This window comes from Erythrobacter tepidarius, from assembly GCF_002155695.1.
Classification (GTDB): domain Bacteria; phylum Pseudomonadota; class Alphaproteobacteria; order Sphingomonadales; family Sphingomonadaceae; genus Erythrobacter; species Erythrobacter tepidarius.
In genome coordinates this window covers 101499-117812 of record NZ_MUYJ01000002.1, presented here as the reverse complement: position 1 = coordinate 117812, position 16314 = coordinate 101499, and the positions used below count along the sequence as shown (strand labels likewise).

The window sequence follows — 16314 nt, the reverse complement described above, 5'->3', positions numbered from 1 at the left end:
GACAAGAGGTTTCACCATGATCGATGCCGAATATGAGGAACTGGACGCGGGTGATGGCGAGCTCGATCTCGCCCGCACCGACAACCTGCCATGGCTCGAAGCCGACACGGATGACGCGGAAGCAGGCGGGTTTGACATTGGCCAGATCCTCGCTTTTGCTGGCGTCCTGCTCTTGGTGCTGGCGGCGATCGTCGGGGCGGTGTGGTATGTCTCCAATCGCGCCAGCTCGGCCGATGTCGTTGCTGACGGCAGCGTGATCGAAGCCCCCGCCGGCCCGATCAAGGAACGTCCGCAGGATCCGGGCGGAAAGCAGTTCGCCGGCACCGGCAATCTCGCTCCGCTGGTCGGCGAGGGCGAGACCCGCGAGGCCGTGGTCGCTGCGCCGGCTGCTGCGACATCCTCGGCTTCCACGCCCGCGCCGGCTGCGGGTGCGCGCGCGGCGCCCCCCCTCGCGCCGGCTCTGTCCGGCGTGGGCGTGCAGCTTGCCGCCTACAGCACCCGTGCCCGCGCCGAACAGGGCTGGAGCGAATTGTTGCGCCGCACCGAGGCGCTGGCCGGGGTCAAGCACCGCGTGGTCGAGGGCAAGGTCGATATCGGTACGGTCTATCGTTTGCAGGCCGTGGCCGGCAGCCGCGCCGAGGCCGAGCGGCTGTGTGCCGCGCTCAAGGCCGATGGGCTCGATTGCCAGATAAAGTAGGGGGCGGGACAGGGCTTTTCCCCGTTCCGGTTGGTCACGCTGCTTGCCTGACGCGGGCTTCCTTGCGAACCTTAGCGCATGATTCCGGCGATCTTCGGTCTTGGCGGCCCGCATCTCACCGCGGACGAGCGCGCCTTCTTCCGCGAGGCCGATCCGGCGGGCTATATCCTGTTCGGCCGCAATTGCGTCGACCCTGAGCAGCTGCGCGCGCTGACCGATGATCTCAGGAGCATCCACGGGCGCGACCGGCTGCTGATCTCGATCGATCAGGAAGGCGGACGGGTGGCACGGTTGCGCCCGCCGCATTGGTCGGCCTATCCGTGCGGCGAGGTTTTCGCCCGGCTCTATCAGACGGCTCCGGCCAGCGCGATCGCGGCCGCGCGTGCCAATGCCACTGCGATGGGGCTTGAATTGGCAGCCATGGGCATCACGGTCAATTATCACCCGCCGCTCGATCTGAGGGTGCCGGGTGCGCATGACGTGATCGGCGACCGCGCCTTCGGGGCCGATCCGGTGCAGGTCGCCGCGCTCGGGCGGGCGGTGCTCGAAGGCCTGGCAGCGGGCGGCGTGACCGGCTGCATAAAGCACATGCCGGGCCATGGCCGCAGCGATGTCGATACCCACAAGGCGCTCCCCACGGTCACTGCCAGCGCGGCAGAGCTGGAGGCCGACCTTGCCCCGTTCCGGAGGCTCAACCATGCGCTGATCGGCATGACCGGCCACCTCGTCTTCACCGCCTGGGACGCGGAGAACCCCGCGACGCTATCGCCGATCGTGATCCGCGAAGTCATCCGCGGCGCGATCGGTTTCGATGGCCTGCTGCTGACCGATGATATCGACATGGAGGCGCTCGGCGGCGCGATTGTGGAGCGCGCTGCCCGCGCGCATGCGGCGGGGTGCGACATCATCCTCAACTGCTGGGCGAAGATGGATGACATGGCAGGCATCTGCGAGGTGCTCCCCGCCATGTCCGATGCCACGGCCGCACGGCTTGACCGGGCGCTGGCCGGGACGCGGATTGCTCCGGCGCTCGCCACCGAACAGCGCGAACTCCTCGCCACGCGCGATGCGTTGCTGGCGCTGGCGGAGCAAGCGGCGTGAGCGGCATCGAGCAGCCCTTTATGCTCGCAGACGCGGGCGCAGGCGAGGGCGACGCCGCGCTGGTGCAGGGCGCCAAGCCGGGCGAGGAAGCGCTCTATCTCGAACTCGATGGGTGGGAAGGCCCGCTCGACCTGCTGCTCGATCTGGCGCGACGGCAGAAGGTCGATCTTAGGCAGATCTCGATACTCGCCTTGGTCGATCAATATCTCGGCTACATCGCGCGGGCCGGGGCGCTCAGGCTGGAGCTGGCCGCCGATTATCTCGTGATGGCCGCATGGCTGGCCTATCTCAAATCGGCGCTGCTGCTGCCCAAGGAGGAGCAGGAGGATCCCAGCCCCGAAGAGCTGGCGCTGCGTCTGCAACTGCGGCTGCAACGGCTCGGCGCGATGCGCGAGGCCGCGGCGCGGCTGATGGCGCGCGACCGGATCGGGCGTGACGTGTTTCTGCGCGGCGCGCCCGAGGGGCTGCGCACCGACCGCAAGACCGTGTGGCGGAGCGATCTTTTCACGCTGATCCAGGCCTATGGTCAGGTCAAGGCGCGCACCGCGCCGCGCATCTACCACGTGGCCAACCGCCCGGTGATCACGCTCGATTCGGCGCTGGAGCGGGTCTCGGCGATGCTGGGCGTGACGCTCGAATGGATGGAGATCCGCGATTTCCTGCCGCCGCATGCCTCGCCCGAACTCAAGCGCTCGGCGCTGGCGTCGAGCTTTGTGGCGGCGCTTGAGTTGGCCAAGCGCGGCCGGGCTGAGCTCGCGCAGGAGGGTGCCTTTGCCCCCCTGCGCATCCGTCGACTCAAGAACAGCGCGCAGGCGCGTGTCGAGGCATGAGCGCGCAAGCCAGCCTCGAACGTACGCTCGAGGCGACGCTGTTTGCCGCTGAAGAGCCGTTGAGCGTCGATGCCCTCGCCGCTCATCTCGGCTTGCCGGACCCGGCCGAGGTGCGCGCTGCGCTGGCCGCCTTGCAGAGGCATTACACCGCGCGCGGCGTGCATCTGGTCGAGCGCGGCGGACGCTGGCATTTCCAGACCGCCCCCGATCTGGCCCACCTGCTGCGGCGCGAGAAGGAGCAGGTGCGCCGCCTCAGCCGTGCGGCCACCGAGGTGCTGGCGATCATCGCCTATCACGAGCCGGTCAGCCGCGCCGAGATCGAATCGATCCGCGGGGTGCAGACCAGTGCAGGCACGCTCGACGTGCTGATGGAAGCCGGCTGGGTGAGCCCTGCCGGGCGGCGCGAGGTCCCGGGGCGCCCGGTGGTCTATGCCACCACCCCGGAATTTCTTGACCATTTCGGCCTTGCCAGTCGCCGCGACCTGCCGGGGATCGACGAATTGCGCGCCTCCGGCCTGCTCGATCCGCTCGACGAGGCGATGGAAGCGGCAATGCGTTTCGAGCCCGACGAGGATGGCGATGGGGCCGGCGAAGCAGACGAGAATCTGGCGGACTGACTGGCAATTCGCGAAGGCTTGTCCTAGATAGGCAGTGTTCGCGTACCGGGCGCGATGTCCGGTTTGCGGCATCGCGCCTGCTGCGGTCGCATTCAGGAGTAGAGACAATGGGTTTTTCGTCGATCTGGCATTGGGTCATCGTCCTGCTGATCGTGCTGATCCTGTTCGGGCGTGGCCGCATTGCCGAGATGATGGGCGATTTCGGCAAGGGCATCGCGAGCTTCAAGAAGGGCCTTAACGAGACCGAGGAAACCGCGGCCAATGTCGCGCGGATCGAACCGCCTGCCGCTGCCCCCGCGCCTGCCGAGACCCCGGCACCGGCTGAAAAGACCGACACCACCGGCGCCTGACAGCTCCTTGAAGGAGGCGGGCTGACCGCACCCGACATATGTTCGACATCGGCATCGGAGAACTGCTGGTCATCCTGATCGTTGCGGTGGTGGTGATCGGGCCGAAAGACCTTCCGCTCGCGATGCGCACCGCCGGCCGCTGGATCGGCAGGTTGCGGCGCATCTCGGCCCATTTCCGCTCCGGCATCGATGCCATGGTGCGCGAGGCCGAGTTGGAGGAAATGGAAAAGAAGTGGAAAGCGCAAAACGAGGAGATCATGCGCCGTTCCGCGGCGCTGACCGAGGCCGAGGCCGGCGCGCCGGTGATGACGGGGCCGCCTGCGCTGCCCGCGGAAACCCAGCAGTCCGCCGGACCTGCGCCCGGGGCCGACACACCCAAGGGCGCGGCCGATGTTTGAGATCAAGGATCTCGACGAAACCCGCGCGCCGCTGCTCGACCATCTGATCGAACTGCGCACCAGGGTGATCCGCGCGCTGCTGGCGCTGGGCATCGGCTTTGCGGTATGCCTCTATTTCGCCGACGAAATCCTCGGCATCCTCGTCTGGCCGCTGAAACAGGCTTTCCCCGCAGGCCAAGGCCAGTTGATCTTCACCAAGCTGCCCGAAGTGTTCTTCGTCGAGCTGAAGGTCGCGCTGTTTGCGGGGTTCATGGTGAGCTTTCCGGTGATCGCCAACCAGCTTTGGGCCTTCGTCGCACCAGGGCTTTATGCGCGCGAGAAAAAGGCCTTCCTGCCGTTCCTGATCGCCACGCCGGTGCTGTTCAGCGCCGGCGCGGCGCTGGCCTATTTCGTGGTGATGCCGGTCGCCTTTACCTTCTTCCTCGGCTTTGGCGGCGAGACCGGCGGGTTGGCGGTGCAGGCCCTGCCGAGCGCAGGCGACTATCTCAGCCTGGTGATGCAGTTCATCCTCGCCTTCGGGCTCACCTTCCTGCTGCCGGTGCTGCTGTTGCTGCTCCACCGCGCGGGCCTCATCACCCGCGACCAGATGGTGGCAGCGCGGCGCTATGTGATCGTCGGCATCTTTATCATCGCCGCGATCGTGACGCCGCCCGATCCGGGCTCGCAGATCATCCTCGCGGTGCCGCTGTGGCTGCTGTTCGAGGGTTCGCTGCTGCTGATGCGTCTGCAGGAGAAGGCCGTTGCCGCCGACAAGGCCGCACAGGCGGCCCAAGCAGCAGCGAAGCCGGACGCGGCGGAGTAGCTATTCGCCCGTCACCTTCACGCCGCCGATCCACACCTCGATCACCTTGGTCTGGCGAATCTCGTCGGGAGAGGCCAGCAGCGGGTCGCGGTCAACCAGCAGGAAGTCGGCGCGCTCGCCCGGCACCAGCCGGCCAAAGCGTCCCTCGGCAAACCCGGCAAAGGCTGCGTCGGCGGTGAAGGCGGCAAGCGCGCCCTCGCGGCTGACGGTCTCCTGCGGAAACCAGCCGCCGAAGGGTTCGCCCTTGGCATCAGTGCGGCTTATCGCGGCGGCAATGCCGGCCCAGGGATCCGCCGGTTCGACCGGCGCGTCCGAACCGAACGCCAGTCGGCCGCCGACCGTCATCACGCTGCGCCACGGATAGGCGCCATCGAGCCGGTCAGGCCCGAGCCGGGCTTCGGCCATCAGCCGGTCGGAGGTCTGGTGGAGCGGCTGCATCGAGGCGATGATGCCATGCCGGCCCAGCCGCGGCAGGTCTGCCGGATCGACGATCTGCGCATGCTCGATCCGCCAGCGGCGATCGCCCTTGTAGCTTTCCGAAAGCTCCTCGATCGCGGCCAGCACTTCCGCGTTGGCGGCATCGCCGATGGCGTGGACGGCGGTCTGGAAATTGTCCATCGCGGCGCGGCTCATCAGGTTGCGCAGCTGGCTGGGGGAGAGCAGGGGCAATCCCTTGGTGCCCGGATCGTCGTGATAGGGGGCCTTGAGCGCCGCCCCGCGCGATCCGAGCGCGCCGTCGAGATAGAGCTTGATCCCGCCCATCCGCAGACGATCCTCATAGAGCCAGACGGTCGGCGCCGGCCCGGCAACTGTCTCCAGCGTCTCGAAACCGTCGGCATAGGCCATGATGCGGATCCGCAGCCGCCCCTCGTCACCGGCGCGGCGGAAGGTGTTCCAGTCGGCCAGTGTGGTGCCCATATCGGCGACCGCTGTGACCCCGTAACCGAGCAGCACCTCCTGCGCCTTGACGAAGGCAAGGTCGCGGTCTTCGGGCCGGGGGGCGGGGATGACCTTCTCGACCAGCTGTGTCGCCTTGTCGATGAACACGCCGGCGGGCGCGCCCCTGGCATCGCGGATGATCTTGCCCCCGGCCGGATCGGGGGTCTTCGCGCTCACGCCCGCGGTCTGGAGCGCGAGACTGTTGCCCCAGGCGGCATGGCCATCGACCCGTTCGAGCCACACCGGCCGGTCGGCCACCACCGCGTCCAGCTCGGCGGCGGTCGGGAAACGGCCAAGGCCCCACTTTTCCTGGTTCCAGCCGCGCCCGAGGATCCACGGGCGGCCCGGGCTCTCCTCGGCAAAGGTCTTGATTTTCGCCAGTGCATCTTCGAGCGATACGCTGTCCGAAAGGTCAAGCGTCAGCTTGCCGAAACCGATACCCATGACGTGGACATGGGCATCGATCATGCCCGGCAACATCACCTTGCCCTTGGCATCGAGGCGGTAATCGACCTGCGGGCGCGGCTCCCCGCGCTCGAGCAGCGCGGTCACCTTGCCGTCCTTGTCGAACACCAGACCGGTGAAGCGCTGCACCTTGCCTTCGGCATTGATCGTCACCCCGTCGACATTGTCGATCAGGGTGTCGGCCAGCGCCGGGGCGGCTAGCGCGAGGGCGGAAGCGACAAGAGCAAAGGCGAAGGTGCGAGGCATGGCAATCCCTGAAAGAACGCAAGAACGGCGGTGGCGCGGTGCCTATCGCCTTCGCGCGAGGTTGCCAACTTTCCCCCTGGCAGGAAATCCTTTCGGGCAATCGGCGCGTGGCTGATTGCCCTTGCGGCAACAAGCCTCTAATCGGCGCCGCACCATGTCAACACAGCCTGCATCGATTAGCCCCAAGGGCGCTGCCGCTTCGCCGGCCGACCTTACCCTCGACGACGTGCGCGCCGCCGCCGCGCGGATCGGCTCGGCTGTGGTCAACACGCCGATGATGCGCTCGATCACCCTGTCGGAGATTACCGGCGCACAGATCTGGCTGAAGTTCGAGAACCTCCAGTTCACCGCCGCCTACAAGGAGCGCGGGGCGCTCAACGCGCTGCTGCTGCTGAGCGAGGAGCAGCGCGCGCGCGGCGTGATCGCGGCCTCGGCGGGCAACCATTCGCAAGGCCTCTCCTACCACGGCACCCGGCTCGGCGTGCCGGTGACGATCGTCATGCCGCGCACCACGCCGACGGTTAAGGTGATGCAGACCGAAAGCGTCGGCGGCACGGTCGTGCTCGAAGGCGATACCTTCGATGAAGCCTATGCCCATGCGCGCAAGCTCGAGGTCGAACTCGGCCTGACCTTCGTCCACCCCTTCGACGATCCGCATGTCGCGGCGGGCGCCGGAACCGTGGCGCTGGAAATGTTCGCGGTGAAGCCGGATCTCGACTGCATCGTCACCCCGATCGGCGGCGGTGGGCTGATTTCGGGCATGGCAACGGTCGCCAAGGCGCTCAATCCCGCGATGGAAGTGGTTGGCGTGCAGGCTGCGCTGTTCCCCTCGATGTTCGACAAGATCAAGGGCGCAGACCTGCCCTGCGGTGGCGACACGCTGGCCGAAGGCATCGCCGTCAAGCAGCCCGGCGAGTTCACCGCGCAAGTGATCGCGGAAAGGGTGGACGATATCCTGCTGGTGGATGAACCCGCGCTGGAAAAGGCGGTGGCGCTGCTGCTCCAGATCGAGAAGACCGTGGTTGAGGGCGCGGGCGCAGCAGGGCTTGCAGCGGTGCTCAGCAATCCGGCGCGTTTCGCCGGCAAGAGCATCGGGCTGGTGCTGTGCGGCGGCAATATCGACACCCGCCTGCTCGCCAATGTGCTGCTGCGCGATCTCGCCCGGCAGGGCCGCCTCGCGCGGCTGCGCATCACGCTGCAGGATCGTCCCGGCGCGCTGTTCCGGGTGATGCGCCTGTTCAACGAGCACAACGTCAACATCATCGAGATCTATCACCAGCGCATCTTCACCACCCTGCCGGCCAAGGGCCTGATTACCGATATCGAATGCGAGGCGCGCGATGCCGAGCAGGTCGAACGGTTGGTTGAGGGCCTGCGCGCCAACGGCTATTCGGTGCAACTGGTCGAGCTTGGCTGAGGCGTTCGGGCGGTCTTCGTTCGACCGGGCGTGCCGTTTTGCGCCATTGCCGCAGCATAATGCGCGGGTTCCCGTGCAGAGCGCGGGATATTTTGTGATCTTTCATGGTTAAGGGACTTTTACCGCGGGGCGCGTCCATGCATAAGTTTGCTCCGACACAACCCGCCATGATTCCCGCCAAGAGGACCGAGGCCCGCACGTGACGGCACCCATCCGCTTCCCAAGGTTTTTCGTGACCAGCCCGGCGCCCTGTCCCTACCTGCCGGGGCGGAGCGAACGCAAGGTGTTCACCGAACTCAAGGGGCCGCATGCGGATCAGCTCAACGAGGCGCTCGGACGGATTGGTTTCCGCCGCAGTCAGACGGTCGCCTATCGCCCGTCCTGCCTCGATTGCCAGGCCTGCGTGTCGGTGCGGGTGGTGGCGGGGGCCTTTCGCCCCTCGGCCACGCAGAGGCGCGATCTCAGGCGTAATGAGGATCTGATCGTCACCGAATGCCGCCCCTGGGCAACCGACGAGCAGTTCGCGCTGCTGGCGAAGTATCTCGGGGCGCGCCATCCGGATGGTGGCATGGCCGCGATGGACGAGCTCGATTATGCCGACATGATCGAGCACACGCCGGTCCATTCCGTGGTCACCGAATACCGCCTGCCGGGCATCGACGGGCGGCCGGGCCGTCTGGTTGGTGCCTGCCTGACCGATCGGCAGGGCGACGGGCTGTCGATGATCTACTCCTTCTACGATCCCGATCTGGAAGGTCGAACCGGGCTGGGCAGCTTCATCATCCTCGATCACATCCGCCGCGCCGCGGCCGAAGGCCTGCCCTATGTCTATCTTGGCTACTGGGTCGAGGGCAGCCCGCGGATGCAGTACAAGGTCCGCTACCGTCCGCTCGAACGTTTGACGCGCGAAGGCTGGCAGGTGATGGAAGAGGCTGAACAGAGCCGGCTGATCGCCGCGGCCATCAAGCCGCGCCAGCCGCAGCACGCGTCGCTGGCCGGCGCCCGAGGCAAGGATGGCCAGCCCGTCAAGTTTCCGGGAAGCTGAGCCTCGCCACCTCCTCAAGCGCGGTCTGCTGCTGGCGGCCGGACTGGGACAAGCAGCGGCGATGCTGGTGGCGCAGCCCGCCTTGGCGCGGGAGGCAGAAGCCGTCTTGCCCGCCGGTCGTCCCGCCGATCCGCCGCGCGACGGTTATGATGAGGCCGCGCCTGCACCCTCGCCCGCGCCCGAATCTGTGCCCGAGACTGCCCCTGTCCCGCGCACGCTCGATGATCTGATCCCGGCCGAGGCGGTCGACGATCCCGAAGCCTGGGCGGCGCAGGCCAGCCCCGATGCGGCCGCTGGCCGGGATCCTGTGCCATCCGCCACAGACGATTCCTTCTCGGCCAGCTTCGACGATGTCCTGCCGCCCCCCGTGCCCGGCTTGCAGTCCGCGCTCGATGCCGCCTTCGCCGATCTTTCGATCGACGTGCCCGAACCGCTGCCCCCCGATCCCGAGGTCGAGGCGCTGGCCAGCATCGCGGTGCCGGTGACCGGCGAATTGCCCGAGCTTGCCGATGTCGAAATCAGCAAGACGCTGGTGCTGGGTTTTCCGGCCGCGCCCGGATCTTTCCCCGAACAAGCCGAATTCCTTGCCCGGTTCCGCGAGCTTTCGACGCTGCGTCAGCTCGACGGAGCGAAAGACACCGCCCCCCAGATCGCCGCGCGCGCCCGCGCCGACGAGGAGCTCTTGGGCGAGATGCTGCGCACCTATGGCTATTATGGGGGTGAGGTGGTGCGCCAGCTTTCCGGTGGACGGCGGACGGGTGAGAATGGCGCGGAGGCTGCGGACGCTTCCGGCGATGCCGCTATCGAGCCGCGGGTGCGCTTCGATCTGGTACCGGGGCCGCGCTACCGCTTCGGGCGGATCGATCTTGGCAGCCTCTCGCTCCTGCCGGGGCCAGATCGCGAGCGTCTGCTGGCCGCCTTCGCCATCGCGCCCGGCGATCCGCTCTATGCCGACCGCATCCTCGAACGCGAGCTCGAACTGCGCGTCGCGCTGGGCGAGACGGGCTATCCCTTCGCCACGCTGGCCGAGCCTGAGCTGCTGATCGATCACGCCCGCACCGAGGGCGATTTGACCCTTACGGTCGATCCGGGCGGGAAATATGTCTTCGGCGGCGTCATCAGCAGCGATCCGAAGTTCCTCTCCAGCCGCCACCTCGCACGCATCGCCCGGTTCGAGGCGGGTGAAGTCTATCAGCAGAGCCTAGAGACCGATCTGCGCCGCGCGATTCTCGCCACCGGGCTGGTGTCGAGCGTCACCATCACCCCGCGCGAAACCGCCCCGCCCGCCGAGGGTGCGCCAGGCGAAGTGGCGCTCGATGTCGCCTTCGAACGCGCCCCGGTGCGCACCATCGCGGGCGCAATCGGCTACGGGACCGAGGACGGCTTCAAGGTCGAAGGGCGGTGGGAGCACCGCAACCTGTTCCCGCCCGAAGGTGCGCTGCGCCTGCGCGGCATTCTCGGCACGCGCGAGGCGCTGGCCGGCATCGGCCTGCGGCGCGACAATTTCCGCGGACGCGACCAGATCCTGACCGCCGACGTATTCGCCAGCGATATCCGGACGCTGGCGGTCGATTCGCGCTCGATCGGGTTGCGCGGCACATTCGAGAAGGTGTCGAACATCCTCTTCCAGAAGCCGGTCAGCTGGCAGGTCGGCGGCGAGCTGGTCTATAGCGACGAGCGCAACCGGCGCGCGCGCGGCTCCAACATCCTGCTGCCGCGCCAGACCTATCTGATCGGCGGGCTGTTCGGCAGCCTCACGCTCGACGGAAGCGATGATCTGCTCGATCCCTCGCGCGGCTATCGCGCCACGCTCTCGCTCGCGCCGGAGGTGTCGCGCTCGGCGGGCGAGAGCAGCTTCTACCTGCGCGCACAGGGCGAGGCGGCCTATTACAAGGAGCTCGGCACGACGGTGATCGCCGGACGCCTGCGCGCGGCAAGCATCCAGGGCGCGCCGCGCGACAAGATCGCACCTTCGCGCAGGCTCTATGCGGGCGGCGGTGGCTCGGTGCGCGGCTATGGCTTCCAGGGAGTCGGCCCGCGCAATGATCGCGGCGAGGCCGTGGGCGGGGCATCGCTGGTCGAATTCTCGTTGGAAGCGCGGATCGAGACCTCGCTCATGGGTGGGGCGGTCGAGGTGGTGCCCTTTGTCGATGCGGGCACTGTCGGGCTTGGTTCCACCCCCGATTTCCGCTTCATCCAGGCCGGTGCCGGGGTCGGCATCCGCTACAAGACCAGCTTCGGACCGATCCGTGTCGATGTCGCCACTCCGCTCAACCCGACCCGGTTCGACAGTCCGGTGGTGGTCTATGTCAGCCTCGGGCAGGCGTTCTGATGGACACCCCCGATATCCTCGCCCCGGAACTGGCGGTGGACAGCCTGCCTGCGCGTGCCGAGCAAGCGAGGGGCAAGCGGGTGTGGGCCAAGCGGCTGGGCTGGGCGCTGGCGCTGATGTTGGCGCCGCTGGTGCTGGCTGCCGGGTTCCTTTCCACTCCGATTGGCAAGCGTTTGATCGCCGATCAGATCGCGGCAGCCGCACCCGCTTCGGGCCTGCGCTTCACCGTCGGGCGGATCGAGGGCGATATCTATCGCACCGCGACCTTGCGGAATGTGCGGGTGAGCGATCCGAAGGGCCTGTTCCTGACCATTCCCGAAGTCGTGCTCGACTGGCGGCCGCTCACCTGGCTGTGGCGCGGGCTCGACATCCGCGAGGTGACCGCGCGGCGCGGGCGGCTGATGCGCCTGCCCGAACTGCTGCCCGGCGATCCTGATGCGCCGCTGCTGCCCGATTTCGATATCCGTATCGACAAGCTGACGATCGAAAATCTCGTCATCGCCAAGGGCGTTGCCACCGGCGAGGCCGAGCGGGTCGATGCGCTCGCCAAGGTCGATATCCGCGAGGGCCGCGCGCTCGTCGATGCCAGCGCACAGCTGGGCGCGCGGGATCGGATCGCGGTGCTGATCGATGCCGAACCGGATGGCGACCGCTTTGATCTTGAAGCCGATTATCGCGCGCCCGCCGGCGGGGTGCTTGCCGGTCTTGCGGGCCTTTCCAAAGGCTACAGCGCGCGCATCGCGGGCGACGGGACGTGGCGCAAATGGCGCGGGACGGCGGTGGTGCGGGGCTTGCCAGCCGGGGGTGGCCAAGCCATCGCCGGTCCGGCGGTCGCCGCCTTCCAGATCACCAATGACAGCGGCCGGATCGGCGTGATCGGGCGGGTGCGCCCCGGCCTTGCGGGCGCGGATCTTCTCGCTCGCGCCGCCGGCCCGAAGATTGCGGTGGCAACCAGCTTCACGCTGGAAGACAGCATCCTAGAAGGCCGCGCGGCGGTGATCACCCGCGCGCTCGATCTGCGCGGGGCGGGGGTGATTGACCTTGCCGACAACCGCGTCGAAGGCGCGCGCACCAGCGCCACCTTGCGCGATCCCGATCTGCTGGGTGAGGGCTGGCGCTTCGAACAGGCAAGGCTGGCCGCCGACCTGTCCGGCCCGCTGCGCGATCTGGCGATCGATCACCGTCTCACTGCCGCGCGGCTGGTCGCGCAGGGGATCGAGGCGAAAGGGCTGGTGCAAGAGGGGCTGGCGCGCTTCGAGGACAAGCTGCTGAAGCTGCCGCTGGCGTTGACCGCGGAACGCATCACCACCGGCAATCCGCAGGCCGATCCGCGCCTTGTGAAAGGCCGGGTGACGGGTCTGCTGACCTATGATCTTGAAAGCGGCAAGCTTGCTGCCGATGCGGCGCGGGTCGTGTTTCCGGGGCTTGACGCGACGCTGGCGCTGCGCGGCGACATCGCGCGCGGTGCCTATGCCCTAGCTGGGCCGGTCACCGCCCGCAGCCTGAAGATCGACGGTGCGGGCACGGTGACTGCCAATGCCAAGATTCTCGCCAAGTTCGGCCCCGCCGTGCCGTGGAGCCTGCGCGCCAATCTCGCAGGCGTGCTGACCAGCATCGGCAATGACACCATCGTCGCTCTCGCCGGGCCGACGATCCGCTTCAAGGGCGCGCTCGGCATGGGCGCGGGCCGACCGGTGATCCTGCGCGATGCAACCATAGCCAGCGCACGGCTCAACGCCCGGCTCGACAGCAAGCTGGTGCCCGGCAGCGGCGGCGCCCGCACCACGCTGGCGGGCAGCGGGCGGCAGGCCGATTACGGCCCTTTCACGATCGATGCCGAACTCGCCGCCGATGGTCCGCGCGGGGTGCTGGTGCTGGCCGATCCCTATCCTGCTGCAGCGCTGGAGAATGTGCGCATCGCGCTGGCCCCTTCGCCTCGGGGCTTCGCACTGGATGTCTCGGGTGGATCGCTGCTGGGGCCGTTTGCGGGGGTGCTTGGCCTCGTTCTGTCCGAAAGCGGGCCAACCCGGATTGCGATCGAGCGGCTCGATATCTTCCGCACCCGTGTCAGCGGCGGCCTGGCGTTGGACGAAGCCGGGCTTTCGGGCGATCTCGCCTTGGCCGGCGGCGGACTTGACGGGACGCTTGCCTTCCGCCCGCAAGGCAAGGGCGCGGTCAGCTTCGCGGTCGATATTGTCGCGCGCAATGCCGCCTTCGCCGGACGGGTGCCGATCAGCCTCGATCGCGCCAACATCCTCGCCAAGGGGCGCTACGCCAAGGGCGACTCTCGCGTCGATGCCGATATCAAGGGCACCGGGCTTGAATATGGCGGACTCTACCTCGCCAATTTCGCCGCCAAGGCCGATATCGTCAACGGCCGGGGCAAGGTGACCGGCGGGGTGGCGGGCGAGCGGGCGGATCGCTTTGCGCTCAATTTCGATGCCGATGTCGCACCCGATCGGATCGCTGCCGTGGCGCGCGGGCAATATGGCGGCGAGCCGATCACCATGCCGCGCCGCGCGGTGTTGACCGCCGAACCAGGCGGCGGCTGGCGGCTGGCGCAGACCCAGATCGGCTTTTCGCGCGGCTATGCCCTGCTCGCAGGCGTGCTCGGCGACGAGGAGACCGCGCTTGAGATGAAGCTGGCGCGGATGCCGCTGCGGCTGCTCGATCTCGCCGGCGCGGAACTCGGCCTTGGCGGGCGCCTGTCGGGGGTGATCGACTATCGCCAGCGCGGCGCCGCAGCGCCCGAAGCGCGCGCGCGGGTGAAGGTCGACAATTTCAGCCGTTCGGGGTTGGTGCTCTCGTCCAAGCCGGTCGGCGTGCTCGGGGTGATCGACCTTGATGGCGAGCGTCTGACCGCTGCCGGCCGGTTGACCGAGGGCGGCGCGCGGCTGGGTGACATCGCCGTCAGGATCACCGCCTTCCCGCCAGAGCGCGAGCTGACCGAGCGGCTGCTGAAAGGGCGGCTCGACGGGCGGCTGATGTTCGAAGGTGCGGCCGAAACCCTGTGGCGGCTGGCGGCGATCGAGGCGTTCGATCTCACCGGCCCGGTGCGCCTCGCCGCGCGCGCCACCGGCACGCTCGCCGATCCGCGCATCACCGGTGCGCTGGCTACCGACGATCTCAAGATCACCAGCGCGCTCACCGGTACCCGCATCGATGGCGTGCGCGCGCGCGGGCGGTTTGCCGGATCGCGGCTCGAACTGACCCGCTTTTCCGGGACCACGCGGGGCGGCGGCACGGTGAGTGGCAGCGGCATCGTCGACTTCGCCGGGATCGGCCCGACGCGTGGCCCCGGACTCGATCTGCGCGCGGCGGTGAAGGGCGCGCGGTTGCTCGATGCCAATGGCCTCGAAGCGACCATCACCGGCCCGCTGCGGATCGTCTCCAACGGGCGCGGCGGCACCATCGCCGGGCGGGTGAAGATCGACCGGGCGCGCTGGGAGTTGGGCACCGCGGCCGAGGACTATGCCCTGCCGCAGATCGCCACGCGCGAGATCAACGCCCGCGACGGACGCAACCGCGAACAGGTATCGGCGCGCGATGTCGCCTGGCGCTATCTCGTCAACGCCTCCGGCCCGAACCGCGTGCTGGTGGAGGGCATGGGGCTGGAGAGCGAATGGGGGGTCGATATCGCGCTGCGCGGCACGGTGGACGATCCGCGCATCGGCGGCACCGCGCGGCTGGTGCGGGGCGACTACACCTTTGCCGGCAACCGCTTCGAGCTGACCCGCGGGCGGATCCTGTTCGACGAGAACGAGCCGATCGACCCGCAGCTCGACATCCTCGCCGAGACCTCGCGCAACGGCACCAATGTCGATATCGCGATCACCGGCAATGCCCAGTCGCCTGCCATCGCCTTCTCCTCCGAGCCGGCCTTGCCCGAGGAAGAGATCCTCGCGCGGCTGCTGTTCGGCGGCTCGGTCACCTCGCTTTCGGCGACCGACGCGCTGCAGCTGGCCGCCGCGATTGCCTCGCTCCAGGGCGGCGGGGCGGGGCTCGATCCGATCGGTGACTTGCGCCGCTCGATCGGGCTTGACCAGCTGCGGATCGTCAGCGCCGATCCGCTGATCGGGCGCGAGACGGGGGTTGCCCTCGGCAAGAACATCACCCGGCGCATCTATGTCGAACTGGTCACCGACGGGCAGGGCTACAGCGCGACCCAGGTCGAATACCGCATCACCAGCTGGCTGGCGCTGCTCGGCACGGTTTCGACCATCGGGCGTGACTCGGTGCTGATCGAGGTTTCACGCGATTACTGACTTGTGTCCACACGCCATCGGGCGTGCGAAAGCCTCGCGCCGGCCGCGCTGCGGGCGTGCGGTCGCGCTTGCGGCCAGCGGGGCGGCCGGTTTCACCGCGAACATCAGACCTTGCCGAGGTACAGCTCCGCCTCGGCCTCGCGGCGGCGGACCAGTCCTTTCAGCACCCGGCCCCCGGCGCGATTCCAGCGGGCGAACTCGCGGGCCGCGCCGGCGGTATCCCCGGCGCAATGCTTGCGGGTGAGGCTCGCGCGGGCAATCGCGCCGGTGTTGTAGTGGAAGCTGACCAGCGCATCGAACTGCGCCTGGGTGGTCGGCGCGTCGCCGATTGCGGCGGCCACCTCGGCAGCGTAGCGGGCGAGATCATCGGCCAAGCGCGCATCGCACTGGGCCTGCGTCCACACAGTTCCAGGCCCGATCCTGCCGCCATGGACGTGATCGTGCCCCGTGGCGCCCCAGCCGATCGTCCAGGGCGCCCCGCCCGTGGCGGGATCGGGATAGGCCTCGACCAGCCCGTCGGTGCGCAGCCGCGCGCAGCCCTCGAACCGCTTGATCAGGGCGATGCCATCAGGGCTGATCGAGCGGGGGCGCAGCGTGTTGGAGACACATGAGACACTGTCCTGAGCAGGAAAACCGGGTGCCACTTGGGCAGCGGCGGCGGCGGCGGCGGGCAGACCGGTCGCGGGTGCGTGGGCGAGGCCCAGCAGACGGCGGAGAAAGGCGGGAAGCAGGGCGGGGGATTGTTGCGGCATGGCAGAGCACCTCGATGGCTGGAAGCGAAAGACGAGGCACAGGCATTCAGCACAAAGT

General features: G+C 68.3%; 13 protein-coding genes. 11 read left to right on the top strand and 2 right to left on the bottom strand.

Going from position 1 to position 16314, the window contains the following annotated elements:
* The first annotated feature begins 16 nt into the window (after positions 1 to 16).
* The 7 genes from BZF61_RS02300 to tatC all read left to right on the top strand — a co-directional run bounded on the left by BZF61_RS02300 (position 17) and on the right by tatC (position 4795).
* Positions 17 to 697 (top strand): SPOR domain-containing protein, encoded by a 681-nt coding sequence (locus BZF61_RS02300; RefSeq protein WP_086617020.1) that lies wholly within the window; start codon positions 17 to 19, stop codon positions 695 to 697.
* A gap of 78 nt (positions 698 to 775) precedes the next feature.
* Entirely contained in the window at positions 776 to 1798 is a 1023-nt protein-coding gene (gene nagZ, locus BZF61_RS02295; RefSeq protein ID WP_086617019.1) for a beta-N-acetylhexosaminidase, read from the top strand.
* Positions 1799 to 1818: 20 nt separating this feature from the next.
* Positions 1819 to 2628, top strand: a complete 810-nt coding sequence (locus BZF61_RS02290; protein WP_245804484.1) for a segregation and condensation protein A — start codon at positions 1819 to 1821, stop codon at positions 2626 to 2628.
* Positions 2625 to 3245 (top strand): SMC-Scp complex subunit ScpB, encoded by a 621-nt coding sequence (scpB, locus tag BZF61_RS02285; RefSeq protein WP_086617018.1) that lies wholly within the window; start codon positions 2625 to 2627, stop codon positions 3243 to 3245. The genes BZF61_RS02290 and scpB overlap by 4 nt, the downstream gene beginning before the upstream one ends.
* A 107-nt stretch (positions 3246 to 3352) precedes the next feature.
* Entirely contained in the window at positions 3353 to 3595 is a 243-nt protein-coding gene (locus tag BZF61_RS02280; protein WP_086617017.1) for a twin-arginine translocase TatA/TatE family subunit, read from the top strand.
* 38 nt (positions 3596 to 3633) lie between these two features.
* Positions 3634 to 3993, top strand: a complete 360-nt coding sequence (gene tatB, locus BZF61_RS02275) for a Sec-independent protein translocase protein TatB (protein ID WP_086617016.1) — start codon at positions 3634 to 3636, stop codon at positions 3991 to 3993.
* Positions 3986 to 4795: a twin-arginine translocase subunit TatC gene (tatC, locus tag BZF61_RS02270; RefSeq protein WP_086617015.1), complete on the top strand. Its 810-nt coding sequence runs from the start codon at positions 3986 to 3988 to the stop codon at positions 4793 to 4795. Before tatB ends, tatC begins: the two co-directional genes overlap by 8 nt.
* On the opposite strand, the gene BZF61_RS02265 is transcribed toward tatC, so the two are convergent.
* Positions 4796 to 6445 carry an amidohydrolase gene (locus BZF61_RS02265; protein WP_086617014.1) on the bottom strand — a complete coding sequence of 550 codons (1650 nt, stop codon included), beginning with the start codon at positions 6443 to 6445 and terminating at the stop codon, positions 4796 to 4798. It abuts the gene before it with no gap.
* Between the two features lie 154 nt (positions 6446 to 6599).
* Between BZF61_RS02265 and BZF61_RS02260 the strand changes: the two genes are divergently transcribed.
* From BZF61_RS02260 to BZF61_RS02245, 4 genes are all read left to right on the top strand, one after another.
* Positions 6600 to 7862: a threonine ammonia-lyase gene (locus tag BZF61_RS02260; RefSeq protein WP_086617013.1), complete on the top strand. Its 1263-nt coding sequence runs from the start codon at positions 6600 to 6602 to the stop codon at positions 7860 to 7862.
* A 199-nt stretch (positions 7863 to 8061) separates the two neighbouring features.
* The gene (locus BZF61_RS02255; RefSeq protein WP_086617012.1) at positions 8062 to 8907 is read left to right on the top strand and encodes an arginyltransferase; all 846 of its coding nucleotides are present in this window, start codon (positions 8062 to 8064) and stop codon (positions 8905 to 8907) included.
* Entirely contained in the window at positions 8876 to 11239 is a 2364-nt protein-coding gene (locus BZF61_RS02250; RefSeq protein WP_245804471.1) for an autotransporter assembly complex protein TamA, read from the top strand. The genes BZF61_RS02255 and BZF61_RS02250 overlap by 32 nt, the downstream gene beginning before the upstream one ends.
* Complete coding sequence (locus BZF61_RS02245; RefSeq protein WP_086617010.1) at positions 11239 to 15504, top strand: translocation/assembly module TamB domain-containing protein; 4266 nt, start codon at positions 11239 to 11241, stop codon at positions 15502 to 15504. Before BZF61_RS02250 ends, BZF61_RS02245 begins: the two co-directional genes overlap by 1 nt.
* Positions 15505 to 15608: 104 nt before the next feature.
* On the opposite strand, the gene BZF61_RS02240 is transcribed toward BZF61_RS02245, so the two are convergent.
* Complete coding sequence (locus BZF61_RS02240; RefSeq protein WP_086617009.1) at positions 15609 to 16256, bottom strand: lysozyme; 648 nt, start codon at positions 16254 to 16256, stop codon at positions 15609 to 15611.
* Positions 16257 to 16314: the final 58 nt, after the last annotated feature.

Excerpts from the sequence above, each read along its gene's own strand:
- BZF61_RS02240 (WP_086617009.1), bottom strand. The coding sequence starts at position 16,256 with ATGCCGCAACAATCCCCCGCCCTGCTTCCCGCCTTTCTCCGCCGTCTG.
- BZF61_RS02250 (WP_245804471.1), top strand. The coding sequence starts at position 8,876 with ATGGCCAGCCCGTCAAGTTTCCGGGAAGCTGAGCCTCGCCACCTCCTC.
- BZF61_RS02300 (WP_086617020.1), top strand. The coding sequence starts at position 17 with ATGATCGATGCCGAATATGAGGAACTGGACGCGGGTGATGGCGAGCTC.
- tatC (WP_086617015.1), top strand. The coding sequence starts at position 3,986 with ATGTTTGAGATCAAGGATCTCGACGAAACCCGCGCGCCGCTGCTCGAC.
- tatB (WP_086617016.1), top strand. The coding sequence starts at position 3,634 with ATGTTCGACATCGGCATCGGAGAACTGCTGGTCATCCTGATCGTTGCG.
- BZF61_RS02280 (WP_086617017.1), top strand. The coding sequence starts at position 3,353 with ATGGGTTTTTCGTCGATCTGGCATTGGGTCATCGTCCTGCTGATCGTG.
- BZF61_RS02290 (WP_245804484.1), top strand. The coding sequence starts at position 1,819 with ATGCTCGCAGACGCGGGCGCAGGCGAGGGCGACGCCGCGCTGGTGCAG.
- nagZ (WP_086617019.1), top strand. The coding sequence starts at position 776 with ATGATTCCGGCGATCTTCGGTCTTGGCGGCCCGCATCTCACCGCGGAC.
- BZF61_RS02265 (WP_086617014.1), bottom strand. The coding sequence starts at position 6,445 with ATGCCTCGCACCTTCGCCTTTGCTCTTGTCGCTTCCGCCCTCGCGCTA.
- BZF61_RS02245 (WP_086617010.1), top strand. The coding sequence starts at position 11,239 with ATGGACACCCCCGATATCCTCGCCCCGGAACTGGCGGTGGACAGCCTG.
- BZF61_RS02260 (WP_086617013.1), top strand. The coding sequence starts at position 6,600 with ATGTCAACACAGCCTGCATCGATTAGCCCCAAGGGCGCTGCCGCTTCG.
- scpB (WP_086617018.1), top strand. The coding sequence starts at position 2,625 with ATGAGCGCGCAAGCCAGCCTCGAACGTACGCTCGAGGCGACGCTGTTT.